This is a genomic window from Alicyclobacillus tolerans (assembly GCF_900142255.1).
Classification (GTDB): domain Bacteria; phylum Bacillota; class Bacilli; order Alicyclobacillales; family Alicyclobacillaceae; genus Alicyclobacillus_I; species Alicyclobacillus_I tolerans.
The window spans coordinates 1-24,420 of the sequence record NZ_FRAF01000034.1 but is presented as its reverse complement, the minus strand read 5'-3'; the positions used below and the strand labels follow the sequence as shown (position 1 = coordinate 24,420).

Sequence of the window (24,420 nt, the reverse complement as noted above, 5' to 3'; positions counted from 1 at the left end):
TGCGTGCCTTAAGGTAACGCACGCGCATCGTACTCAGGTACTCTTGCCGACTCTGCATGGACATCCGCACATCGATCCCTTCGGTAAGATTTCTGTTTGAGTGAGCCGATACCCTTTCGGTAAGATTTTAGCTGAGTGATCGCGAAGGTTTGACAAAGTCTTGTTTGTTCTCGTATGATAGAGCAACCAAATTCAATTTCGGATAAAAAGCGTTGATGAGAAGGAGTAAAAACGTGTAACCGTTCAGAGAGAGAACCATTAGCTGGAAGGTTCTTCGGTAGCCGTTTTGAACGTCGTCTCTGAGCTGCTATAGCCGGGTCATACCCGTTATCAATGTCGAGTGTCCTAAGATTGCGTTTTTCTTTCTTGGGAAATTCAGGTGGTAACGCGGAAAAAGCCTTTCGTCCTGAAGGACGAAAGGCTTTTTTGTGTCCAGAGCAGCGACGAAAGAAATGAGTCATCCTATAACATGAACGGAGGGTTTCTTATGCAAAATTCATCATCCACAGAAAAGTTCCCACAAGAAATGAACAAGCATTTTCAACCACAGGAAGTGGAGCGTGAAATTTACGCTGAGTGGGAAAAGTCAGGAACTTTCCAAGCGGATAGTAGCTCACCTTATCCTGCGTTTTCCATGGTGATTCCACCTCCCAATGTCACAGGAGTGCTCCATCTAGGTCATGCCTGGAACCATACATTGCAAGATATTCTGGCTCGCTATCATCGTATGCGAGGTAAAGATGTGCTTTGGTTGCCTGGAACTGACCATGCGGGCATTGCTACGCAGACACGTGTGGAAAAAATGTTGATGCAAGAGAATGGGCAGTCTCGTCACGATATTGGCAGAACGGCGTTTGTAGAAAAAGTTTGGGAATGGAAAGACAAGTACGGATCGGCCATTACTGAACAAATTCGCCGTCTTGGGGATTCGGTAGACTGGAGTCGAGAACGCTTCACGATGGATGAAGGTCTGTCTCAAGCGGTGCGCACCGTTTTTGTGGAACTTTATCAGAAAGGTTTAATATACCGCGGTAACCGCATCATCAACTGGTGCTCCAGATGCGGCACAGCACTTTCTGACATTGAAGTAGAGCATATTGAATTACCGGGAAAACTTTATCATATCCGCTACCCCTTGAAAGACGGTTCAGGTGAAGTGGTGATTGCTACAACACGTCCTGAAACATTTTTTGCGGATGTAGCTGTTGCTGTCCATCCAAATGATGAACGGTATAGTTCCTTGATTGGCAAAACGGTTATTCTGCCTTTGAGTGGTCGTGAGATTCCTATTTTAGCCGATCCGATTGTCGATCGAGAGTATGGTACAGGCTGTGTGAAAATTACACCAGCGCATGATCCAAACGATTTTGAAGTGGGACTCCGTCATCAATTGCCCCAGTTGCAATGTATCGGATCGGATGGAAAATTGAATGAACTGGCTATGGAGTTTGCTGGACGTAATGCATTAGAAGCACGCCAAGATGTTGTGGATGTACTGCGCAAGCAGGGCTATCTGCTTCACGTGACTGATATTGTGCATGCTGTGGGTCACTGCAGTCGTTGTTCTACAGTGGTCGATCCGCTTCTTTCTTTGCAGTGGTTTGTGCGTATGCAAAACTTAGCCGATCCAGCGTTGCAGTTTGTCCATCGTGGAGAATTACAATTTGTCCCGGCTCGATTTGAAAAAGTTTTTGTGCATTGGTTGGAAAATGTTAAAGATTGGTGTATCTCCCGGCAACTTTGGTGGGGGCATAGAATTCCTGCTTGGTATTGTGACGACTGTGGCGGTACGACAGTTCAACTGGAAGATGCTACATGTTGCGGGCATTGCAAGAGTACCCATATCCATCAGGATGAAGATGTATTGGATACGTGGTTTTCTTCAGCACTCTGGCCTTTTTCTACTTTAGGCTGGCCAGATACAGATACGCCGGATTATCAGAAATATTATCCGACTAGTGTTTTGGTGACCGCCTATGACATTATCTTTTTCTGGGTAGCACGGATGGTATTTATGGGATTAGAATTCACCGGCCAGATGCCGTTTCAAACCGTTGTTCTTCACGGTCTGATTCGCGACTCTGAAGGTCGAAAGATGTCGAAAAGTCTTGGCAATGGTGTCGATCCGATAGAAATTATAGAGCAGTATGGAGCAGATACGTTGCGCTTTTGTCTAGCTACTGGCACGTCACCGGGCAACGATCAGCGTTTTAGTATGGAGAAAATTGAAGGCAGCCGCAATTTTATGAATAAGTTATGGAATGCTGCTCGATTCGTGCGCATGAATTTATCCGATAGTTTTCAAGCAAGAACCATTGAATGGGATAAACTGGATATTGCCGATCGATGGATTTTGCATCGTCTGGCCAAAGCGAATAAAAGTGCTCAGAGATTACTGGAAGAGTTTGAGTTTGGCGAAGCAGCACGAGTACTCTACGATTTTGCTTGGGATGATTTTTGTGATTGGTATATAGAAATGGCTAAAATCTCGCTTTATGGAGAGTCCATTGTCGATAAGGAACGAGTACAGACAGTTCTGTACGAAGTCCTGCAACAACTGTTACAAATGCTTCATCCTTTTATTCCATTTATTACAGAGGAAATTTGGTCTTACTTGCCACAAAGAAACGGTCAGTTGCTTGTTGCGTCCGATTGGCCGCAAATACAGCAGGCGTGGATCGATGATACTTGCGATACATTGATGGGTTCCATTCAAGAAGCGATTCGCAGCGTGCGAAATATTCGCAGTGAACGCAATATTCCGCCGAGCAGGGAGATTTCCCTTCTTATCCGGCCGCTTTCGGTTGAAGCAATGGAACGCTTTCAGCAGGGCCAATACTATATCCAAAAGCTTTGTCATGCGTCACAATTAGAAAACAAAATGGATATAGAGCCGCCTTCGCAGGCTATTGCACTGGCAGTATCGGGTGCAGAAATATTTATTCCTCTGGCTGGATTGATTGATTTGGCGGCGGAAAAAAATCGACTTGAACAAGAGAAGCGTCGTTGGCAACAGGAAATAGAGCGGATCGACAAAAAATTTAGCAATCCTAATTTTCTTGCTCGTGCACCTCAAGAAGTTGTAGAAGCTGAGAAAATCAAAAGAGAGGATTATGAGGCTCGATTGTCAGCAGTGGAAGAGCGATTGCGTGCAGTGGCTGCAATGGAGCAGTAGAAAGGAGAACGATTCTTGGCAGAAGAAAGTATAGAAGCGTGGCTTAAAGGCAGGCAACGCTTTGGCGTTCGGCCTGGTTTGGAGCGAATGCAAAAACTGCTAGAAGAATTGCATCATCCTGAGCAAGGACTGCAGTTTTTGCATATCGCTGGAACAAACGGAAAAGGTTCAGTTGCAGCAATGCTGACTTCGTTGCTCATGGCCAATCCTACCCATCTTGTGGGTACATTTACTTCGCCTTCTTTTGATGGTTATCGGGGAAGGTTTACGCTACAAAAGCAGCCTGTAGACGAAAAGAATTTTTTTCGATTGGCTCAGCGTGTCCGCACGGCTTGTGAACGGGTAGATGGGGACGATCCGTTAACAGAGTTTGAGGTTCTTACGGGCATGGCTTTACTTTATTTTGCAGAGCAGCAAGTTTCACATGTCGTATGGGAAACAGGTCTCGGTGGACGTTATGACTCCACAAATGTAGTGAATCCGCTGGTTACCTGTATAACAAATGTAGGCATGGATCATGTGGAAATACTGGGTCCCACTCTGCGGCATATTGCCTATGATAAAGCTGGCATTATAAAATCGAACGTCCCGATAGTCACCGCTGCGCAGGATGTTGCGTACCGTGTGATAGAAGCGATTGCGCAGCAACAAACAGCCCCATTAATTCGTGTAGGACGTGATGTGGCTGCCATATTGGAAAAGATGGAACTGCTGGGACAGCGGCTATTTTACAGGGGATTGCATTGCGATATAGGGGGCATTTTTTTGCCGTTACACGGCGCCCATCAAGTTGAAAATGCAGCAGTAGCGCTGGCTATGCTGGAGTCCATCGGGTTGCTGCCTGATGCGCATGCACTGCGTGAAGCTATGAGCCGTGTCTTGTGGCCAATGCGCTTTGAGGTGCTCCAATGGCAGAATCGAACTTTTATTTTAGATGGAGCACATAATCCAGAAGGAGCAGCGGCCAGCTTGAAAACCATGCTTGCTTGGTTAGCGAGGTGTGGTAGAGAGAATGTTGAATGGACATTGGTCTTAGGAATTCTTTCGGATAAAGAAATTGATCGAATGATTGATATTTTGGTGCCGGATGCTGCAAACGTGATAGTGACTGCACCGCAAACCAGCCGAGCTTTTGCAAAAGAACATCTAGCTGATAAGATTCGTGAAAGGTATCCGTCGAAATCTGTCGAAGTAGCTATATCAATTCCTGCAGCGATGCAGCGAGCTGTCAACCTAGGCGAGTTCGCGTTGGTTTGCGGCTCCTTGTATACGGTTCATGAAGCGAGGCATGCTATTTTTAACTAACTGGATAGTGTTGGGCAATTTCTGCAGATGGGATGGTGATGCGCGTGAAATCGTTCAAGCACGTGCATTTTGTGGGCATTGGCGGCTATGGAATGAGTGCGATTGCGCGAGTATTAATGGATATGGGATTTGAAGTGTCCGGTTCAGATGTTTCCAGACAGGAATTGGCTGTACGCTTAGAGGAGCGGGGAGCCACAGTTTTTTATGGCCATCGTGCAGAGCAGGTGGCGGGTGCAGACGTCGTAGTTTACAATACCATGATTGCACCAGATAATGTGGAACTAATGGAAGCCAAAAGGCGGGATATTCCGGTCTTGCATCGGTCGGAAATGCTCGCGCGGCTGATGGAAGACCGGATGGGGATCGCAGTCACTGGAGCACATGGGAAAACAACAACTTCCTCTATGATTGCTTATATGATGGAACGGTGCGAGTGTGAACCTACATTTGTCATTGGTGGGGTTGTAAGCAACCTGGGAGAAAACGCACGTGCTGGCTGTGGAAACTATGTGGTAGCAGAGGCTGATGAAAGTGATGGCTCTTTTCTTCATTACCATCCCCATATTGCAGTCGTTACTAACGTAGAGCCAGATCATCTGGAACACTATGGCGGGGATTTTTCAAATCTCTTGAATGCGTATCAACAGTTTGTGTCGCAAATCCAGCCAAATGGTTCACTGGTTACTTCGGCGGAAGACCCGCATATGCAGAAGTTCGCGGCAAGCGCGCCCTGCCGAGTGGTTACTTTTTCAGCTAATCCAGATTCACAAGCAAATATTACTGCTCATTCGATTCATCTGATCGATCGCGGTAGTATTTCAGAAATCAGATTAAATGGAGAAGTGCTGGGTACACTGAGGTTACAATTGCCTGGTATTCATAATATTATGAATGCCATGGCTTGCCTAGCGGTTGGGTTGGAAGCTGGTTTAACGTTTGAAAAAATGGCGCAAGCCCTCTCTGAGTTTCATGGTGCCAAACGTCGATTTCAAGTTATTGGGGATGTACAAAATATTCTTATTATTGACGACTATGCTCACCATCCAACAGAAATACGTGCTACCATTGCAGCGGCTCAAGCAACCAAGCGTCGAATTGTAGCCGTTTTTCAACCGCAAAGATATACAAGAACGTATTTCCTCTTTGATGCATTTTCGCAAGCGTTTAGTGGTGCGGATGAAGTGGTCATAGCAGATATTTATTCTCCGGCCGGTGAGAGGAGAATAGAAGGTGTCACGGCTGAACGCTTGGTAGAACAGATTCGAGTCACAAGTAATCCATCTGTCCGTTTTTTAAAAACAAAAAATGAAGTACTCCAGTATTTGTTAAGTACGGTGCAACCCGGAGACTTAGTTTTAACCATGGGGGCAGGTGATATATGGCAAGTTGCCCATCGACTGAGCGAAGCACTAAAAAGCAATCCAAGTGAAGCAAGAGCATTGGTTTAGTTTTTATACAGAAACAGTCTGTCCATTTAGACTTTGTTAGAACAAGCTTTAGTGCATAAGCAAAGAGAGTCGCTTTCATCAAACGGCTCTCTTTTTATTGTTTCTTAAATTATTTCGCATAAATGTATTTCATTATTTAATGTCGCCAATTTTTTCTCTGTTTACGATAATAAACTGCTTTGGAAAACCAGTAATATGCAAATGCAATCAAAGCCAGCAAGATAGCTATTTTAATAAAGAAAGCCAAAAATATAGATAGAACGCCAATGGCCAGTATAGCGATTAATCCCCAGACCAGATAATAAAAAAACGGCATTCTTTCATCCCCTTTTTAATGCTCTGACTCTATTCTACCATAGTTTGTCCAATCCATCGTTTTGAAAACAGGTGGAAAAGTCGAATTTGACGAAAATGTGTTGAGATATGTTTTTTCGGGGGTGGTTTGGCTGCATTGTAAACTCGTATTTTTTCTGTATTTTAAATCTTTTGTTATTTTTATACTGGGATCTTTGATAGGTTTGTTTTGTATAGCAGTTGGAGAAAAACTGGTTCAACATTCTGCTGCATCTCTTGTGGATAGCTCTAAACATGTCATTCATCAATTGAAAAGTTCATTCTATTATCCTATGTGGATATTGGCATATGCTACTCTGGTTGAAGCTTTATGGATAGAAATTTCCACCACAAAAGTTCATATCATCAAATTTTTGATTTATTTCATCTTAATTGCATTTTTATTCGTTTTGGCAAGCGGTGATAGAATCAATTATTCTATTTCTGCTCCACTTTCTATACTTGCGTTTCTAGTATTTTTTGTTTTGATGATTTTTTTACTTCATATTTCGTTTTTGCTGGAAATCATCTCTGCCTTTTTTGTTTTTTTTCTGATTCTTATTTTAATTTTATTGAGCCGAAGAAAAATGGGATTTGGCGATGCGTTGATATTTCTCAATATAGGGACGGTATGTGGGATAACAGGTTGTTTATGGATATTATCTCTTGCCTCCTTCTTTGGTTGCATTATCTGTATTCCTTTGTTGTTTATAAAAAAATTGAATGCCAAAACAGCTATACCTTTTGTTCCTTTTATCACTGCAGCGACAGCTTTTTGGATGCTCTTGGGACAACAAATCACTCATTGGTATATTTCAATTCTTTGAAATAGAGGTGTGTTATTTGAATATCCTTGAGTTATTGGAGAAGGCTGTCCTGCACAACGCATCCGATATTCATTTAAGTGTAGGTTCTCCGCCGATATTACGCATTCAAGGCATGCTGGTTGCCATTGAACGTGAGTTAGAGTCGGACGACATCCGTTCTTTTGCTAAGTTGATTATGACAGAAGAGCAGTTAGCTAAGTTGCAAAAGGAAAAAAATATCGACATGCTTTATAGCCTTCATGATAAGTTTCGATATCGTATAAATGCCTATATACAACGAGAACAACTTTCACTTGCCATCCGTATTGTACCTAGTCAAATACCGAGCTTGTCCGAGATGAATATGCCTAAAATTTTTTTACATCTTTGCCAACTTAGTCATGGTCTTGTTATTGTTACGGGTCCTACAGGATCGGGTAAATCGACGACACTCGCTGCAATGATCCAGCATATTAACCAAACCCAGAAGAAAAAAATTATCACTTTGGAAGATCCTATCGAATTTCTCTATTCACATATGGGATGTCTCATTGAACAGCGAGAAATAGGAAGAGACACGAACAGTTACGCGGATGGACTAAGGTCAGCTTTGCGCCAAGATCCAGACATTTTGTTGCTGGGTGAAATGCGTGATATCGAAACTATGGCTACAGCTATCACTGCAGCAGAGACTGGCCATTTGGTTTTCACTACTTTGCATACTCCAGATGCGACGAGTGCTGTTGAAAGAATCATTGACGTGTTTCCCGCTATACAGCAACAACAAATAAGAGTTCAATTAGCTAATATTCTGCAAGCAGTGATTGCGCAAAAACTATTTCGTGGACCAGACAAGCAACGTGTCGCTGCCTATGAAATTCTCATCGGTAATACGGCTGTTGCCAACTTGATTCGACAAGAAAAAGTTCATCAAATACGGTCGATTATGCAAACTTCTCGTGAAGAAGGAATGCAAACCATGGAAATGCATATTCGTGAATTACTAGAAAAGCAACAAATTTTTTTCGAGGCTGATAGGGTTGCTATGACAACTTTCGGCAAACTTTTTAAAGACCGTCCGTTATGATGAATAGCAATCAAGCTGTTTGTACAACCGAGTTGAGGGATTGCTTACTAAGAGATAGTAACCTTTATCTGGTTTGCACTTTGTCCCTGATATAGGTATACTAACACCCAATGTGGCTCTGAATATCACCCTTTTCTCGGTATATCCATGAGAAGAGGTGGTGGAGTGCGTATTCCAAAGTCTAAAGTACTGTACTCATTCCTCGGCGCTACAGCAATGTTGGTTTCGCTTGGCACAGTGGCGAGCGCAAAAGTTCCGGGAAAAGTTACAGTGGATGACAATGGGCAACGCATTGTGTTTCAAACAGAACATCAAGAATCAGTTGCTTCTTTTTTAAGAGAACATGGTTATCAATTGAATCATCATGATTGGGTTCAGCCTGGATTGAGTACCCCTGTACAACCAGGCATGGTTATTCAAATTGAAACTCCGGCTATGGTGAAAATTGATAATCAAGGGCATTGGCAAACTGTATGGACTTTTGGGCAAAATGTTGACGAAGTTTTGGAAATGGATCATATCCATCTTCAGCCTGGTGATAAAGTATCTCTACCTTTGTCACAACCCATCGTCAACCACAGTGAAATTGTTATACAAAAAGACCAGCAGAAAATATATACAAAATTACAAGAGATACCATTTCAGACCATACAACGGCGAACACAAAAATTATTTGTTGGGCAAACGCAGGTGCTGTCGTACGGTGTGAAAGGGTTGCTTCAAGTGAAGACAATCCGTAATTTTGTAAATAATAAGCTGGTCAGTGAACATGTTGAACGTAAATGGATTCGTCAACCCCAATCAAAAATTGTTTTGGTTGGAACTTCTCCTCAAACCTATGAAGTGTCGAGCAGAAGTTATTCTCCTGGCATGTTTAGTGGTGAAATTACCGTTTTAGCCACGGCATATGTAGAAGGAGGGGTCACCTCAACTGGGTGGCTCGCTAGACCGGGTGTGATTGCGGTCGATCCGAATGTCATACCCTATGGCACGACACTTTATATCCCGGGAATTGGGGTTGTGCATGCAGAGGATACAGGTAGTGCTATTGTTGGCTATCATATAGACATTTGTATGGCCAATGCCGCCTTGGCGGACGCGTGGGGGGCGCGGACAGTAACTGCCTATATTCTTAACTAAAGATTTTTTGAGATTGGGTGAGCGGAGTCACGTAAAACTGAACCAGATGAAAAAGTAGCCTTTCAAGGCTACTTTTTCATTCTATTTTTAGATGGTTTTTCATAGAATGTCCTATCTTTCAAAATAGATACCAGTCAATTTGGATAGGTAAAAAAAGGGGATGGACATCTATGGAGAAGCCTTCCTATCAAAAATTGAATTACGCATACGGCACTTTAGTTCGAGTGGGCGGAGAAGAATGGGTTGTAGCTCAACAAAATGGGCTTCCAATTGAAGAAAATGAAATCGAATCGGATAAGAAAGACAAAAAAATCGACCAAGTCAATGCAAACCAGCCACCTGTCTTAAAACCAATTCATATATTCCGCGCAGCTAATCCAGTAGAGTATATGCATCATAAATCTTTTCATCAAACGTTTCATTCTCATAAAAATAGTAAATTCGGAGATTGGCTAAAGCAATTATTAAATCGTCAAATTCATTTTTTTTTATCCTCAAAAGAAAAATTTCAGCTTGGAATGATTACAGGTCTCATTTTTGGATGTATGATTCTCATCTGGAGTCATATCATCCAGTATCATTCTATAAATCGCGTTGAGACAGAACCTGCTGCATCACAAGAAGTGCCAGTTTTACAAACAGGTCATCATTCATTATTGCAATTTCCTGGTTTTACAGTATGGGCAATGGAATACACTGGTCAACATCAAAAACAAGTGAAGGGCATCGGTTTATCCACAGAAATACACTTTACAGATGGCAGCAGACAATATCATATATTGGACATGGCTTTGGAGCCAACACCACTGTTGTCCGAAGAACAAAAATTAGAAAAATCTGATATTCCGGTTAAAATTGAATTATTAACTGTACCTATTCGTACAATTCCCATACTTCCACAATCCAGTTTATCTTTAAATAAACAAGCAGAAAAAGATATAAATATGGAGAATAGTCTAATTCTTTCCTTGTTGGCGCATGTAGAGGATGGAGAAAATATGAACATTGTCGATACAACGTATAATCATTGGCTTACCGAACGTTTAAATAATTATCAAATTCAAACTACAGGTTTGCCCATACAAATCATAAAAGTTAATCAATATCTAGAATTGGCATATCGAGATAGTTTGGAGAATGAACGTATAGCAGCTCAAAAAGACTTAATGAAAGCATTTCAAATCTGGATCCCTATTAACTCCTACAAATAAAATTGCATAGAAAGATAGTTTTAAATAAAGTTCATAAAGTTGCATATATCAATTAAAATAATGAAGAATCATGTTACCTTTCTTTATTGTGGACCTAGTATGATTTCTCTACTCTGTGTTTACCAGTTGATCAGAAGGCGAGGAATCAGGGTGGAAGGTCCCAAAAAAATGAATTTCCCAAGTAAAGATCAACCACGTGAAAGACTTATCCTACATGGTCCAGAATCATTAAGATCAGATGAATTGTTAGCCATTATTCTACAGGTTGGTCATCGTGATTGTTCTGTGTTCGACTTGGCTAAACAAATTTTAGAAGCCGTGGGTGGTATTCAAGGTCTTATTGATGTTAGACTTGAAGAATTGACGAAGCTTCATGGAGTTGGAAGGAATAAAGCTTTGCAAATTTGTGCTGCTGTAGAATTAGGGCGAAGAGTCATTGCTCCACCTTCTGAAGTGTACCCTATTATTCGCAGTGCGGAAGATGCTGCCAATTTAGTTATGGAGGAATTGCGATACCTAAAGCGAGAACATTTTGTTACACTTTATTTAGATACGAAGCACAGACTCATGGCTAAGGAAGTTTCGTCTATTGGAAGTCTGGATGCCTCCATTGTTCATCCTCGAGAAATTTTTATGCCTGCTGTAAGGAGAAGTGCTTCAGCAATTTTATGCATGCATAATCACCCAAGTGGAGATCCTACACCAAGTAAGGAAGATATATGCGTTACACAGCGCTTGGATGAGGTCGGCAGAATATTAGGTATTGAATTGCTCGATCACATTATTATTGGCGATGGTCGATTTTGCAGCTTGAAAGCAAAGCATCTAATATGATTTATTAAAATGTATGTGATTTGGGTATGATGGGCTGGGAATTGTTGAGAGGGGTTTGTTGACCGATGTTTTCAGTGCGAGATATGGGCGTTGATTTGGGTACAGCCAATACGTTGGTTTATGTAAAAGGTAAAGGAATTGTACTAAGAGAACCTTCTGTTGTTGCTATGAGAACGGATACTGGTGCGATTGAAGCTGTAGGTACTGAAGCCAAGCAGATGATAGGCAGAACGCCGGGAAATATAGTCGCTGTTCGGCCATTAAAAGATGGTGTCATTGCTGATTTTCAGACTACATCAACCATGTTGCGTCATTTTATTAGACAGGCCATGAAGACAAAGTCCAATTGGTCAGGAAAGCCGCGTGTAATGATTAGTGTGCCATCTGGGATTACAGCTGTTGAAAAGCGTGCAGTAGAAGACGCAGCTCTGGAGGCGGGAGCAAAAGATGCGCAAACGATTGAAGAACCCATGGCAGCAGCTATTGGGGCGGGATTGCCTGTGGGTGAACCGACCGGTTCGATGGTTGTGGATATAGGCGGTGGAACAACCGAGGTTGCCATTATATCACTGGGCGGAATAGTAACAAGCCGTTCTATACGCGTTGCTGGCGATGAATTGGATGAGGCTATCATACAGTATATTAAAAAGTCTTATAATTTAATGATTGGCGAGCGTACTGCTGAAGAGCTAAAGATTCAAATTGGCACGGCTATACCCGGACTGGAAGAAGGTCAAATGGATATTCGCGGTCGTGATTTGCTCACAGGTTTGCCAAAGAATTTTACTGTTAATGCAAAAGAAATTGGCGAAGCACTTTCGGATACCGTTTCTTCAATTATTGAGGCGGTTAAAGTTACTTTGGAAAAATCACCTCCTGAATTAGCGGCGGATATTATGGATCGCGGAATCGTTCTTACTGGTGGAGGGGCGCTCTTACGCCATTTGGATAAACGACTTTCAGATGAGACGGGAATGCCGGTTGTCGTTGCAGAAAACCCATTAGATTGCGTTGCTGTTGGAACAGGAAAAGCGCTTGACAATTATGATGTTTATCGGAGAAGAAGCGCAATGATGCGAAAGGCTCAGGGTAGGGCATAATTCCAAGTTTAAGGCGCAATAGATAGGATGTGGGATTCGGGTGTCCCGGTTATTTTCCAGCAGAAGATTATTCGTTTTATTGGTGAGCATCATTTTGCTAATTGTTCTGGCTGGTATTACTCTGGGTGGAACGGGAAGAATAGCCAATTTTCCTGAACAAATTATTATGAATACGGAGAGTGCTGTATCCGGGTTAATTTATCAACCTGTAAGTCAGGTGACTTCCTTTTTTTCTGGGTTAAGTAATTTACAACAACTATATCAGCAGAACGCACAGTTGAAGAGCGAGCTACAAAATTATGAAAGCATTCAATCACAACTGGTGGATTCTAAAGCTCAAATTCAACAATTAGAGAAAATGTTAGGTTATAAACAGACGGTAAATCAGTCTATGTCACTTGTTCCTGCTGATGTAACGGGTCGAGATCCTTCAACATGGAATTCTGAGTTGTTGATAGATGCTGGTCTTAATCAAGGGGTAAAACCTGATATGTCCGTAGTATCTCCAGATGGTAGCTTGGTAGGTCGTGTATCTGTCGTTTCGAGTAATAGTGCCAAGGTAGTTCTCATTACAGATACACAATTGGGGGATGGAGTTTCTGCATTTGTACAAACTTCTTCTGGTCAACAACCTTTTGGGATCGTAGTTGGTTCGACTCGAATTGCTGGTCAATTACAGATGAGCTTTTGGGCTCCATTGATTCAGGTGTCAGTTGGAGAGAAAGTGGTAACGTCTGGACTCAGTGATATATATCCTAAAGGCATATTGATAGGTACGATTTCAAGCGTACAGACAGGACCTCAAGGTTCAGCCCAAAGTGCAACGATTATTCCTGCGGCTAATTTAAATTATCTACAGCACGTTTTTGTTGTTACAAAACAAAAACGATTGGGGAAACATTAAAATGAAAATTTTTGTAACTTTTATCGCGTTATGGATAGGATTGATACTTCAGTCCACTGTTTTTCAAATCCCGCCTTACAACGCGATTCAGCCCGACTTTGTTCTTGTCGGGCTTGTTCTTGTAGCGCTTATGAGGGGAACAAAACCCGCACTGTTTTTAGGGTTGCTTTTAGGTTTGATTCAAGATGTAGTATTTGGTTCATTTATTGGCCTTAATGCTTTTGCTCTCGCAGTCATAGCTTATTTTGCTGCTGCTGCATTTGCACAATTTATGCACAAGAATATAACCATAACTTTTTTGGTCACCCTATGTTGCAGCTTTATTGATGTTTGGTTAACTTTTGGGTTTACACGCATGTTCGGTGTAACAGCTTATAGTTGGATTGCTGTAGTCTACCAATCTCTTGAACAAATGTTAATAAATGGTATATTGGTTCTTTTGCTTTATCCTTTAGCAATAAAATTTTTGGCGATTTCTGCTGACAATCACTATGGCAAAGTTCCTGATGGAGAATGATAAGTTCTATTTCTATGATTTTATTTTGGCAATATTCCATTTGGAGCAGGAGTTAATTTTTTAATAGCGAATTCTTTTCGCCGGGCTATTGTATAAATGGGGGAGTGTATTTGCTGCTGGAAAGCGAAAGACTTTCAAACGGCGAACGGGCTACAGTAACACTTAAAGGAACTAAGGAAGGTTTATTGTTGCTTTTAGACGATCAAGCTGAACTTAGTCGTTTGCTCGAAGATTTGGATAGTTTACTTAATGGTGAAAAAAAATCGTTTTTTTCTGGGCCGGGTGTAGCCATCTCTATTGATTATGGCAATAGGCAATTATCTTCTGAACATGATTATGAATTAATTAAAATATTACATTTGTTAATGGAGAAAGACAATTTATTCATAAAAGAATGGGGACCATCCACTTTAGCCAAACGCTCTCTTTTTGAAAATCAGAAAACGAATGTTCGTCAGACACTTTGGAAAGGAACGATACGTGCAGGACAAAAAATGGTTTTTGATGGTGATGTAGTTATTATTGGGGATGTGAATCCTGGCGGTGAAGTGCAGGCTACGGGTGATATATACTGTTTGGGACGTTTGAGAGGAATTGCTCATGCAGGAATCTTGGGCGATTGGTCAACTATTATTGCAGCTGCAGAATTTTCTCCTATGCAAATTCGTATTGCGGACATGATGAGCAGCGCCCCAGAGAGCCCGAAAAGAGCTTTAAAAACGACTATGGAATTTGCTTATCTCAGTGAAGAGGGAATCGCTATTGATAAACTCGATACTTTGCATAATTGGACGATGAAAGTTCGGTTAGAGAAAGAACACTCTCAGTAATTTCAGGAGGTTTGAATTTTTTGGGTACTTCAATCGTTGTAACTTCCGGAAAAGGTGGCGTTGGAAAGACCACAACTACCGCCAATATTGGTTCGGCGTTGGCGTTGCTTGGCAAAAGTGTTGTGTTGATAGATGCAGACATAGGTTTGCGAAATTTAGATGTTGTACTAGGTTTAGAAAATCGAATTGTTTACGACATTGTGGACGTTGCTACGGGAGACTGTCGGTTAGATCAGGCTCTCATTCGTGATAAACGTTTTGACCATCTGTCCCTGTTACCCGCTGCTCAAACGAAAGACAAGTCTGCTTTAACCGTCGATATGATGAAAAGTTTAGTCATGAAACTAAAGGAAGACTTTGATTTTGTCATTATAGATTGTCCTGCAGGTATTGAATTAGGATTTAGGGTAGCCGTATCTGGAGCTGATCGGGCTATTGTTGTCACGACTCCCGAAACCCCGGCAGTACGCGATGCTGATAGAGTTATTGGTCTGCTAGAAAATGAAGGAGTCTTGACGCCAAAATTAGTTGTCAACCGTATTCGTCCGCAAATGGTTAAACGTGGAGAAATGCTTGATATTGATGAAATCGTTCAAGTACTAGCTATTGATTTGCTGGGAATTGTTCCGGATGATGAAGCCATTATCAGCAATGCCAATAAAGGTGAACCAACCGTTATAAAACCGGATTCCAAAGCATCTATGGCCTATCGCAATATTGCTCGGCGCATGCTTGGTGATTCCGTACCACTGATGGTTTTGGAAGAGCAACGTGGGTTATGGGGTAAATTTAAAAAAGTATTTGGTAGTAAATCATAAAGTTATACATAGATTTACCTCTAGCATCATACTTTTGTCTTGAAAACAAAAGGAGATGCTGCATGATGTTAAAATCCAGTAACTCATTTTTCAAAGATCGTCTGAATCGTTTGATATCGAAAAAAAACAAAACTGAAGATTTCTATGAAGAAAATCCATTTGCCATTTCACCTCATGAAAATTCTAATGTCGAATCGAGTTCGCCAAGCCAGTTACCGAAACGTTGGGTGGACGAGTCATTGTCTCCTTATGGATTTGCGGACGATCACGGTGGTTTGCAACAAATGGATTCTCCTACATGGAGAAAAGTAAGTCGAGGTTTTGGAAAACAAAATCGTTTTATCCCCAAATCTGTGAGTTCAAATCTTTCTTTGAAGAAGAAAGATGCTCGAGGCTTAAATCATCCTCTATTTATTTGGAAAATATTAGGATCGCTTGCGCTTGTTTTAGCAGGTATCTATTCCTTACAAATGCACAATACCACCTCCAATCGTTTACATCTAGGTTATCAATGGGCAATGAGTAATGATGAAACAAGTAAAGTTATGCCGTTTTTGGATAAATTGGCTCAACAATTACGCATTCAATTGCCAAGCTTTGGTGTACAAGCTGCAGAAAAATTGCATGACCCCGTTTCTGGCGTCCTTGTTGCTGACTATTCGAATGCTCATCCTGAAATTTGGATACAGACGGTACCGGGAGCTGTAGTTGATGCAGCGGGTTCGGGTAATGTGGTTGCAATTTCTAAAGATGGTAAGGATGAATTGGTGGAAATTAATAACGGAAGCTTTGGGTATTCTCTTTATGCGGGTTTAGCAAATGTGACTGTAAAAATTCATCAGTATGTCTATGCAGGACAAATTATAGGTCATATGCCTGCAAATAGTAGTCAACCTGTATTAAGGTTTTCAATGTTCAAAAACGGACAATTTGAAAATCCGCATCAATGGATAAAATTTTAATGAATAGAACAAATTATCGAGGTCTTTCTATGCTGACAAGATTGAACTGTATCATGCGAAAAAAAAATATCATTCATATTCACCCACTTTTTGCCATTATGATTTTGTTGGCCATTCCAAGTGGATTTGTTATACAAGCATTGATGCTTTTTGGGATTGTTTTATTGCATGAGTTTGGTCATGTCATTGTGGCTAAAAAGTATGGATATGAGATTGATAAAATTACTTTGCTACCCTTTGGTGGAATGGCAGAGCTAAAAGATCAATCTATTGGATTTCATCCCAGGCGCGAATCTTCAATTGCTATTGCAGGCCCCGCTGTAAATATTCTGCTCATTCCAATCGGATATATATTCACCCGATCTCCGCTATTCTCTAGTTATTGGAATTCGTTTTTTTTAATCAATTTTTGGATATTCATGTTCAATATGTTACCTGCTTTACCGCTTGATGGAGGGAGAATTATCCGAGCAATCCGGGCGAGAGAAATAGGATATGAACATGCGACAAGGGAGGCATATCAAATGGCGATTATCTTGTCGGTTCTCCTGTTCTGTTTCTCCGTGATTACTTTTGTAGTTGGTAAACCTCATCTGGGAGCGTTTATGCTGGCAATTTTTCTGTTTGTCGGGGCACTTACAGGGCGAAAAAAAGTGCGCCTAGAAACTATGCAATTTTTAAGAAATAAACATCAAAATTATCCAGTTACTAATTCTATTACCTCATTAGCAGTATCTGCATCCGCAAGTGTTAGAGATGCAGCACTGCGCTGTAGCCCCGATCGTTATATGTTATTTTACGTTCTTGGAGATACTGGAGAAATCATGGGTATGATAGATGAAAGTGAAATCGCTACTGCAGTATTTCGCGGAGATTGGATGAAATCAATGGAAGAATTATTAAAAGAATTAGTTCGTTAGATGAGTGTACAAATACCATACAGTATGTGCAATTGCATTGTTTTTTGATTTTTGTTATTCTATAAAGAGTGCTTGCTATACGCACATGCCGCTTGTGAAAGGTTAAAATGCATTTAGGCAACCTTAGCAGCGAGTTCTGAAAACAGAGGTGCTTTATGTACGCAATCGTGGAATCTGGAGGAAAACAGTTTAAAGTTGAGGAAGGGCAAACTATAACGGTTGAAAAATTACCAGTTGAAGTTGGCCAAACGGTACTTTTGGATAAGGTGTTTTTAATTCAAAACAATGGACAGCTTAAAATTGGCACACCTTATGTGGAAGGCGCAGTTGTTAAAGCTGTTGTGGAATCTCACGGTAAAGATAAAAAAATCATTGTTTTTAAATATAAAGCTAAAAAGAACTATCACAAAAAACAAGGTCATCGTCAGCCCTTCACGAAATTGAAAATTGAAACCATCCAGGGTTGAGTCTTTGTGATTAAAGTTTTCGTTCGTACTTCCAATCAACAAGTAGTGAGTTTTGAAATCCATGGACATGCAGGGTTTGATGTAAATGGCAAGGATATTGTATGTGCTGCAGTTTCTGTTTTAGCCTATAATTGCATTAACTCTTGTGAAGTCTTAGCAGGAACAGCATTACATGTAACAGATACTGGACAGAAGATGTCAGTTTCTATTCCTCAAAATGTGAGTAAAGAAGTTTGTCTTCTTATATCTTCGTTTGTCTTGGGTATTGAACAAATTTGTCAGCAATATCCAGAATATGTTCAAATCTATTCAATTGAATCCTAGTATTGTAGGATGGGAGTGTTTTCGTGATGTTGTTAATGAATTTGCAAAGATTTGCTCATAAAAAAGGTGTTTCAAGTACCCGTAACGGTCGAGATAGTGAATCGAAGCGTCTGGGTGTTAAACGGGCAGACGGTCAATTGGTGACGGCTGGGAGTATTTTAGTTCGTCAACGTGGTACTAAAATTCATCCTGGCACGAATGTTGGTATTGGTAAAGATGATACCTTATTTGCAAAATTAGAGGGCAAAGTTAAGTTTGAGCCATTTGGTCGAGGGAAAAAGAAAGTAAGTGTATATCCTGTTTTAGAAACAGTGTCGGCTCAAAACTAACCTATAATTCAATAGGTAGAGTAGACAGTATCAGATGAGGAATCGAGCTTGGCCTTTAAAGGCCAGGCTTTTTTTGGAGGAGCCCGCTTTGCAGGATAAACTATCTTGGTTTCGTGGTCATCGCCATGAAGTGCTCAATAAACTTCAATTGATTCGCGCTTATATGCAAATGAACCGTTTAGAATCTGCTTTGGAGCATATCGATCAATTGTCGATTTGGTTGCGTTCTTTATCAGAGTTACAAAATTCTCAAATTCCCGATCCTGTTATAGAAGTTTTTGCAGAATGTTCCTACCTTCAATGTGAATTTATTTCACAAATTAATGAAGTGACTCATCTTTTTGGATTGGATACCTTGATCTGCACGCTTATAGAATTAAATAATTTTGCAAATCAATATTTGCATAAACCTCTTACGATAAAAACAAAAAAGAGCCTGGATACACTTCAACTATTCTTTATATTACCTATGAAGTTACAATACGAATATTTAGAGTGGATAAAAGAAATGGAAATTAAATTATCGAAATTGATGCAACCGTTGTTTCATGTTCAATTTGAATGAAAGGGTGTAACTGATGTTTATTGATCAAGCTAAAATTTATGTAAAAGGTGGAGACGGTGGTGATGGTATCGTCAGTTATAGAAGAGAGAAATACGTACCTTTAGGGGGGCCAGCAGGTGGAGATGGGGGACGTGGTGGAGATGTTGTATTTATAGTTGATGAAGGATTAAGGACATTGATTGATTTTAAATATCAAAAACATTTTAAAGCTAAATCAGGTGAGCGAGGTAAGCCGAAAAATCAACATGGAGCTTCAGCAGATGATTTTATAGTTAAAGTTCCACCGGGAACAGTTATCAGAGATTTAGATACCAACGAATTTCTTGGCGATCTTGTTCATCATGGCCAAAAACTAGTTGTTGCTAAGGGAGGCAGAGGGGGTAGAGGCAATACACGATTTGCTTCCGAGAGTAATAAAGCACCTGATATGGCCGAAAAAGGAGAGCCGGGACAAGAAAGATGGATTGAATTAGAATTGAAAGTACTTGCAGATGTAGGATTGATAGGTTTTCCGAGTGTGGGGAAAAGTACATTGTTAAGTAAAGTCTCTGCAGCTCGTCCTAAAGTTGCGGCATATCCATTTACTACGTTAACCCCAGAATTGGGTGTCGTTCGTTTAGATGAGGGAAGAAGCTTTGTTATGGCCGATTTACCTGGTCTAATCGAAGGGGCGCATGAAGGACATGGATTAGGTTTGGATTTTTTACGCCATATTGAACGTACTCTTCTTCTGATTCATGTGATCGATATGGCTGCAATGGAAGGAAGAGATCCGATCTCTGACTATGAGATTATTCAACATGAATTAAAATATTATCATAAGCACCTTGAAGACAAACCACAAATTGTGGTTGCTAACAAAATGGATGTACCAGATGCTCAGGAACATCTTCAAAAATTCCTTCATCGTTATCCTGAACTTCAGGTTTTGACGGTTTCTACATTAACTGGTGAGGGATTAGACAAGCTGCTAAATATGACTTATGAAAATCTTCAAGTGATTCTTAATCAACGTAAAGAAGAAGAGAAACTTCAAGAGAATCAACCTTCTGAAGAGAAAAAAATCTATCGTTTTGAAGAGAACAAAAAATTTGAAATTCGTAAAGAAGGTAACCGATATATTGTCATAAGCTCTCAACTGGAAAAAATGATAAAAATGACAAATTTTTCACAACAAGATGCTGTTTTTCGCTTTCAAAGAATAATGAAACTACAGGGTGTAGATGAAGCTTTACGCCAAAAAGGTGCACAAGATGGTGACACAGTCCAAATTGGAGATATGGAATTTGATTTTGTGGAATAATGTTGCTGAGCCTAATTGGTGGAAATATATTTCTTCAAATGTATTATATTACTTGTGCTCGAATTTCCCGAGGGAATCGGCTGGTTTTCTTGTTCGGGATTTGAATGGCGAAGTATGTTTTTTTCCTATTCCTGTATTTTCAAGTTCCGATCATTTCTATTGGGATGTTGAAAAATTTGTACCTTTACTTTATTTTTTTCATAAAGAAAAATATGAGATTATGGCAACAGTACATTCACACATTGGTGACAAGGCTCCTGCACAAATGTCCACTGCAGATCATCTTCTGCATGAGTGGGCATCTTTTCATGTCCTCGTTTCTATTTCCCACTCACGATCTACGGAATATTTTGTGAAATTCTATAGTTCTCAAGAATTTATATTTAATAATAAATTGTAAAAAGGAAATTAAATGAAATGGACGAATTATACCAGCGTTAGGATTGAATGAGACTGGTCAGGTGAAGAAAATGAGGCAGGACGTCCAATCTGTTATAGCTGTACAATCCATACTCGACACCGCTTTACTATGGAATGTCAGTGATGTTCATCTGTATTTAGAAAATGAAGTACTTAAAGTTTCATTTCGGATGAGGGGAACAATCCATCCATTTCAAAGCTGGTTACAGGAAGGTTCTTTAATGGTACGCAGAATTAAAGCTTTAGCCAAAATGGATTTGACGGATCTTAGAATTCCTCAAGATGGAGTTTTTGAGTGGGATGATGGTATTAGAAAATGTTCTGTCAGAGTATCCAGTATACCAACAGTATCTGGAGAATCTATAGTATTAAGGTTATTTCAATCCAGTTATCACCCTTCTTCCTTTGAGAATCTTGGCATGTCTCCAAAGATCTCGGAATCATTGAAAAAAATACTAAATAAGGAAGATGGGCTTATTTTAATAGTGGGACCCACCAATTCTGGGAAAACCACTTCCCTCTATACAATGACGCATTATTTATCACAATTAGGTAGAAGTGTTGTCAGTCTTGAACATCCTGTCGAATACCGAATGAATGACTTGAAGCAAATCGAAGTCAGAGAAAGATCAGGAATGACTTTTGAAATGGGAATCACTTCATTATTAAGGCAAGATCCTGATGTTTTAATGATAGGTGAAATTAGGGATCCATTGACTGCGAATATGGCTATCAGAGCTGCTTTAAGTGGGAGAATGGTTTTATCGACTACTCATGCGCGGGATGAAATAGGCGCAATTGCACGATTACATGAGTTGGGCATCTCTAAATCGTTTATTTCTGAATTATTAATTGCTATTTTAATTCAAAAATTAGTTTCTATAGAATGCCGAGAATGCAAAGGCAGTGGTTGTACTATTTGTCAGTATAGCGGTATTGAGAGAGAGCGAAAAGCAATTTTTCAACTTTCTGAGATCAATGCTATGCAAAGATCATTGATTTTAGATAATGAAATGTGGACGGAGTTGCGTCGACAATGGAACAACCCATAGAAACATTCTTTAGATTTAAAAAGAAACAAGGCAAACGACTGAATGATCATCAATTAAAAGATTGGGCGCAATTGCTTGACTCAGGAATTTCAGTGACTGAATTAATAGAACTATTTTCTGCAACAAATAACTCTCCGTACGTAGCCAGCCTTTATAAGGGAAATAAATTGTCTGATTTTTTGAGAGATAAAATTCCTTCTCTTCAACTTTCAGTTATCGAAATCGCTGAAAATACAGGAAATTTATCTTCTGTATTAAAGTCAATTTCTGAACGGATGCAAGAAAATCGCGAGTTAAAAAATGAAATTATTAAAAAGTTAATTTATCCACTGTTTTTATGGTTAATGGTTGTTGTTTTTTCAATCATCGTAAAAAAATTCATTTTACCTTCTTTTTTATCACTTTATATGCAATATACACGTCATTCAATCATTCGGTGGGAGTACATTGTCCTGGATTTTCCAAGTATCTGTTTGTTTGCTGCTGTAATTGGATTTCTATTGTCTTTCATCTGTTTTTTGATAAATCGATATCTACAGTTGGATTGGTTGCAAATGTCGATTCCAATTCCATGTCGTTTCTGGCTGATTTTAAATCAAAATATATTTTTAGTAGAGAGTATCACCGAATTAATTTCAGCTGGAGTACCCTTTGTCGATTCTCTTGAAAAATTATCATTTATGTCTAATATACCTTTTTGGTGTAGAAATCGTTGTAAATATATGCTTAAGCATATTCTGCTTGGCAATTCAATTGGAGAAATATTTAGTAACCATAATTATTTTGATCCTTTTCTTCAATACAGTATTAAATTGGGAGAGAAAACAGGTGACCTGGTCTTTTCGTTATTAAATTACAAAAATCAAAGTAATTTGAAAAGAAAAAAGATTTTAGATAAAATTCTTCACTCTATTGAACCCGCAATGACTCTTTGGATGGGATGCAATTTAGGATTAGTTGTCTATTCTACATTTATGCCTATGTATAAATTGATAAATCAAATGAGTATGCATTTTCCTATTCATTAAAACAGGGGTTGGTGATTTAGAAAATGAAAAATCTAAAAAGCGTCGTATTTTGGGAATTTCGTGGTTTTACGTTGCTTGAGTTAATGGTTTCAGTATTTATTATGGCTGTTATGATTGCTGTCGCAGCTCCTCAATTATTAGAAGCCGGGAAAAAAGCAGAATATACTGCACTACTTCAAGATGAACAGGTAATTCAATCTGCACTGTCTGAGTATCAATTGATGAATTATTCATTTCCTACAGGAAATACTCAACAACAATTACAAACCCTTGTAAGTGCTGGATTGCTCAATAGCGTGCCTGTCGATCCTTGTGGAGGTCAGTTTATTATTAATGACGGCAATGGAAACTCTGTCACAGTAACTTCAACAGATTCTCTATCGAATTCCTGACAAAGGAGATTGATAGTATTGATGTATGACGTAAACATTCAAAAACGCCTTATTTTTCATGGTTTTACATTGCTTGAAATCATGGTTTGGCTTTGTATAGTTTCACTATTCTCATTCTTAGCCATACCAAAGATGCTCAATACTTTTAACCACGTTTTGTTAGAAAATAATCTTTTTAAGCTGTCAGATATTTTATCCGAGTCACAACTACTTGCCACGGAAAATAAAAAACCAGTAATTTTTACTTTTGCTCCATTTTCAGCTGAATATTGGATATATCAAAATGGACCTATACAAGGTTGGACTCCATTAGATCCAGGAGTAAGCTATCGAGATGGAATTCTCTCGCTTTATTCAAATCGAATTATATATAAGGCAGATGGAAGTTCTACCATAGCGGGTGTAATTCGGTTGAAGGCAGGAAACTCAACGGGAAATGTAAATCTTTATATGGGAAGCGGATTAGCTGTTAATCCAGATGGCGCATTATGACTTTTCTAGAATCGATTTTAATTTGGATATTAACTTCATGCAGTGCTTTCATATCTTTGTTCAGTTTAAATTATACATTACAAGCTGAGCGAACAGATCACGACCAAATTCAGTTGATGACCTCCTCCATTCAACTTATTTCTAAATTCGAAAAATCAATGACTCTATCAACTGTAAAGAGCTATAACTCTTGTCAATCTATAAATACCAGTTCAACTGTAAAATGGGTTTTTGAAGCATGTCATATTTGTGATGGGGTTTCATGTGAAACTTTTGATTTCCCGACTTAAACAAATTCAAAATTTTATGCAATTAGAGTCAGTAGGGTTTGTGCATATTCCGGAATCTCTTGGACAGGGATTCCGTTAAGTCTTGGACGTTAATTCCGAAAACTCTCGGCCCTCTATTCCAATAACTCTTGGACACCAATTCCGAAAAGTCTTGGACAGATAATATCCTCGTTCAAGGCCTTCCCACTTCGCTCCTCCAAATCGTCTGTGTGGGCTACCAAGTCAAGCAGGGAACTTACCCCTTTTGTCGGATTTTGTTGTATCCGCGAAAGGAGGCACTGTCTTGGCTGAATGGAGGTTGCCCATGCCAAAGCTCAAGGAAATCTTACGTCTGTACCATGAAGGAGGAATGAGTCGTCGAGCTATCG

The 24,420-nt window shown here is 39.8% G+C and carries 26 protein-coding genes and 1 other annotated feature; of the genes, 25 read left to right on the top strand and 1 reads right to left on the bottom strand.

Translation table 11 applies throughout. The features are described 5' to 3' along the window. Nucleotides 1-203 precede the first annotated feature (203 nt). Nucleotides 204-412 (top strand) — a binding site (T-box leader). A 75-nt stretch (nt 413-487) separates the two neighbouring features. From BUA75_RS14375 to murC, 3 genes are read left to right on the top strand one after another with little or no spacing between them, the layout of a single operon-like run. Next, on the top strand, nt 488-3,175 hold the full coding sequence (locus BUA75_RS14375) for a valine--tRNA ligase (protein ID WP_072875277.1): 2,688 nt from the start codon (nt 488-490) through the stop codon (nt 3,173-3,175). 15 nt (nt 3,176-3,190) lie between these two features. Then, nucleotides 3,191-4,480: a bifunctional folylpolyglutamate synthase/dihydrofolate synthase gene (locus BUA75_RS14370; protein ID WP_072875276.1), complete on the top strand. Its 1,290-nt coding sequence runs from the start codon at nt 3,191-3,193 to the stop codon at nt 4,478-4,480. Nucleotides 4,481-4,524: 44 nt separating this feature from the next. Next, complete coding sequence (gene murC / locus BUA75_RS14365) at nt 4,525-5,928, top strand: UDP-N-acetylmuramate--L-alanine ligase (protein WP_072875279.1); 1,404 nt, start codon at nt 4,525-4,527, stop codon at nt 5,926-5,928. A gap of 136 nt (nt 5,929-6,064) precedes the next feature. Here the strand turns inward: murC and BUA75_RS14360 are convergent, their stop codons facing one another. Continuing rightward, the gene (locus BUA75_RS14360; protein WP_072875275.1) at nt 6,065-6,244 is read right to left on the bottom strand and encodes a hypothetical protein; all 180 of its coding nucleotides are present in this window, start codon (nt 6,242-6,244) and stop codon (nt 6,065-6,067) included. Between the two features lie 256 nt (nt 6,245-6,500). Between BUA75_RS14360 and BUA75_RS14355 the strand changes: the two genes are divergently transcribed. From BUA75_RS14355 to BUA75_RS14250, 22 genes are all read left to right on the top strand, one after another. Continuing rightward, the gene (locus BUA75_RS14355) at nt 6,501-7,088 is read left to right on the top strand and encodes a prepilin peptidase (RefSeq protein WP_207549776.1); all 588 of its coding nucleotides are present in this window, start codon (nt 6,501-6,503) and stop codon (nt 7,086-7,088) included. Between the two features lie 16 nt (nt 7,089-7,104). After that, complete coding sequence (locus BUA75_RS14350; RefSeq protein WP_072875273.1) at nt 7,105-8,154, top strand: type IV pilus twitching motility protein PilT; 1,050 nt, start codon at nt 7,105-7,107, stop codon at nt 8,152-8,154. Between the two features lie 165 nt (nt 8,155-8,319). Beyond that, nucleotides 8,320-9,294 carry a resuscitation-promoting factor gene (locus tag BUA75_RS14345; RefSeq protein WP_072875272.1) on the top strand — a complete coding sequence of 325 codons (975 nt, stop codon included), beginning with the start codon at nt 8,320-8,322 and terminating at the stop codon, nt 9,292-9,294. A 170-nt stretch (nt 9,295-9,464) separates the two neighbouring features. After that, the gene (locus tag BUA75_RS14340; RefSeq protein WP_072875271.1) at nt 9,465-10,505 is read left to right on the top strand and encodes a hypothetical protein; all 1,041 of its coding nucleotides are present in this window, start codon (nt 9,465-9,467) and stop codon (nt 10,503-10,505) included. A 144-nt stretch (nt 10,506-10,649) separates the two neighbouring features. Next, the gene (gene radC, locus BUA75_RS14335; RefSeq protein WP_370541562.1) at nt 10,650-11,339 is read left to right on the top strand and encodes a RadC family protein; all 690 of its coding nucleotides are present in this window, start codon (nt 10,650-10,652) and stop codon (nt 11,337-11,339) included. Nucleotides 11,340-11,404: 65 nt separating this feature from the next. Next, nucleotides 11,405-12,439 carry a rod shape-determining protein gene (locus BUA75_RS14330; RefSeq protein ID WP_072875270.1) on the top strand — a complete coding sequence of 345 codons (1,035 nt, stop codon included), beginning with the start codon at nt 11,405-11,407 and terminating at the stop codon, nt 12,437-12,439. Nucleotides 12,440-12,479: 40 nt separating this feature from the next. Next, entirely contained in the window at nt 12,480-13,343 is an 864-nt protein-coding gene (gene mreC / locus BUA75_RS14325) for a rod shape-determining protein MreC (protein WP_072875269.1), read from the top strand. A 1-nt stretch (nt 13,344) separates the two neighbouring features. Next, nucleotides 13,345-13,860, top strand: a complete 516-nt coding sequence (mreD, locus tag BUA75_RS14320) for a rod shape-determining protein MreD (protein ID WP_072875268.1) — start codon at nt 13,345-13,347, stop codon at nt 13,858-13,860. Between the two features lie 104 nt (nt 13,861-13,964). Beyond that, entirely contained in the window at nt 13,965-14,690 is a 726-nt protein-coding gene (locus tag BUA75_RS14315) for a septum site-determining protein MinC (RefSeq protein WP_083574396.1), read from the top strand. 20 nt (nt 14,691-14,710) lie between these two features. Beyond that, nucleotides 14,711-15,508 carry a septum site-determining protein MinD gene (minD, locus tag BUA75_RS14310; RefSeq protein ID WP_072875266.1) on the top strand — a complete coding sequence of 266 codons (798 nt, stop codon included), beginning with the start codon at nt 14,711-14,713 and terminating at the stop codon, nt 15,506-15,508. Between the two features lie 65 nt (nt 15,509-15,573). Further along, the gene (locus tag BUA75_RS14305) at nt 15,574-16,470 is read left to right on the top strand and encodes a M23 family metallopeptidase (RefSeq protein WP_072875265.1); all 897 of its coding nucleotides are present in this window, start codon (nt 15,574-15,576) and stop codon (nt 16,468-16,470) included. Next, nucleotides 16,455-17,390 carry a M50 family metallopeptidase gene (locus BUA75_RS14300; protein WP_129583678.1) on the top strand — a complete coding sequence of 312 codons (936 nt, stop codon included), beginning with the start codon at nt 16,455-16,457 and terminating at the stop codon, nt 17,388-17,390. The genes BUA75_RS14305 and BUA75_RS14300 overlap by 16 nt, the downstream gene beginning before the upstream one ends. Nucleotides 17,391-17,545: 155 nt before the next feature. After that, the gene (gene rplU, locus BUA75_RS14295) at nt 17,546-17,857 is read left to right on the top strand and encodes a 50S ribosomal protein L21 (protein ID WP_072875263.1); all 312 of its coding nucleotides are present in this window, start codon (nt 17,546-17,548) and stop codon (nt 17,855-17,857) included. A 6-nt stretch (nt 17,858-17,863) separates the two neighbouring features. Continuing rightward, nucleotides 17,864-18,181 carry a ribosomal-processing cysteine protease Prp gene (locus tag BUA75_RS14290; RefSeq protein WP_072875262.1) on the top strand — a complete coding sequence of 106 codons (318 nt, stop codon included), beginning with the start codon at nt 17,864-17,866 and terminating at the stop codon, nt 18,179-18,181. Between the two features lie 26 nt (nt 18,182-18,207). Continuing rightward, nucleotides 18,208-18,510: a 50S ribosomal protein L27 gene (gene rpmA / locus BUA75_RS14285; RefSeq protein WP_072875261.1), complete on the top strand. Its 303-nt coding sequence runs from the start codon at nt 18,208-18,210 to the stop codon at nt 18,508-18,510. A gap of 88 nt (nt 18,511-18,598) precedes the next feature. Next, the gene (locus BUA75_RS14280) at nt 18,599-19,075 is read left to right on the top strand and encodes a Spo0B domain-containing protein (RefSeq protein ID WP_072875260.1); all 477 of its coding nucleotides are present in this window, start codon (nt 18,599-18,601) and stop codon (nt 19,073-19,075) included. A gap of 13 nt (nt 19,076-19,088) precedes the next feature. Further along, nucleotides 19,089-20,378 carry a GTPase ObgE gene (obgE, locus tag BUA75_RS14275; protein ID WP_072875259.1) on the top strand — a complete coding sequence of 430 codons (1,290 nt, stop codon included), beginning with the start codon at nt 19,089-19,091 and terminating at the stop codon, nt 20,376-20,378. Further along, nucleotides 20,362-20,778: an MPN domain-containing protein gene (locus BUA75_RS14270; RefSeq protein ID WP_072875258.1), complete on the top strand. Its 417-nt coding sequence runs from the start codon at nt 20,362-20,364 to the stop codon at nt 20,776-20,778. The genes obgE and BUA75_RS14270 overlap by 17 nt, the downstream gene beginning before the upstream one ends. A gap of 70 nt (nt 20,779-20,848) precedes the next feature. Continuing rightward, nucleotides 20,849-21,850 carry a GspE/PulE family protein gene (locus tag BUA75_RS14265; RefSeq protein ID WP_238413728.1) on the top strand — a complete coding sequence of 334 codons (1,002 nt, stop codon included), beginning with the start codon at nt 20,849-20,851 and terminating at the stop codon, nt 21,848-21,850. Beyond that, a complete protein-coding gene (locus BUA75_RS14260) occupies nt 21,835-22,878 on the top strand; it encodes a type II secretion system F family protein (protein ID WP_072875256.1) in 1,044 nt (347 codons plus the stop codon). The genes BUA75_RS14265 and BUA75_RS14260 overlap by 16 nt, the downstream gene beginning before the upstream one ends. 23 nt (nt 22,879-22,901) lie before the next feature. Next, complete coding sequence (locus tag BUA75_RS14255) at nt 22,902-23,270, top strand: prepilin-type N-terminal cleavage/methylation domain-containing protein (protein ID WP_072875255.1); 369 nt, start codon at nt 22,902-22,904, stop codon at nt 23,268-23,270. 21 nt (nt 23,271-23,291) lie between these two features. After that, nucleotides 23,292-23,762: a hypothetical protein gene (locus BUA75_RS14250; RefSeq protein WP_072875254.1), complete on the top strand. Its 471-nt coding sequence runs from the start codon at nt 23,292-23,294 to the stop codon at nt 23,760-23,762. Nucleotides 23,763-24,420 lie beyond the last annotated feature (658 nt).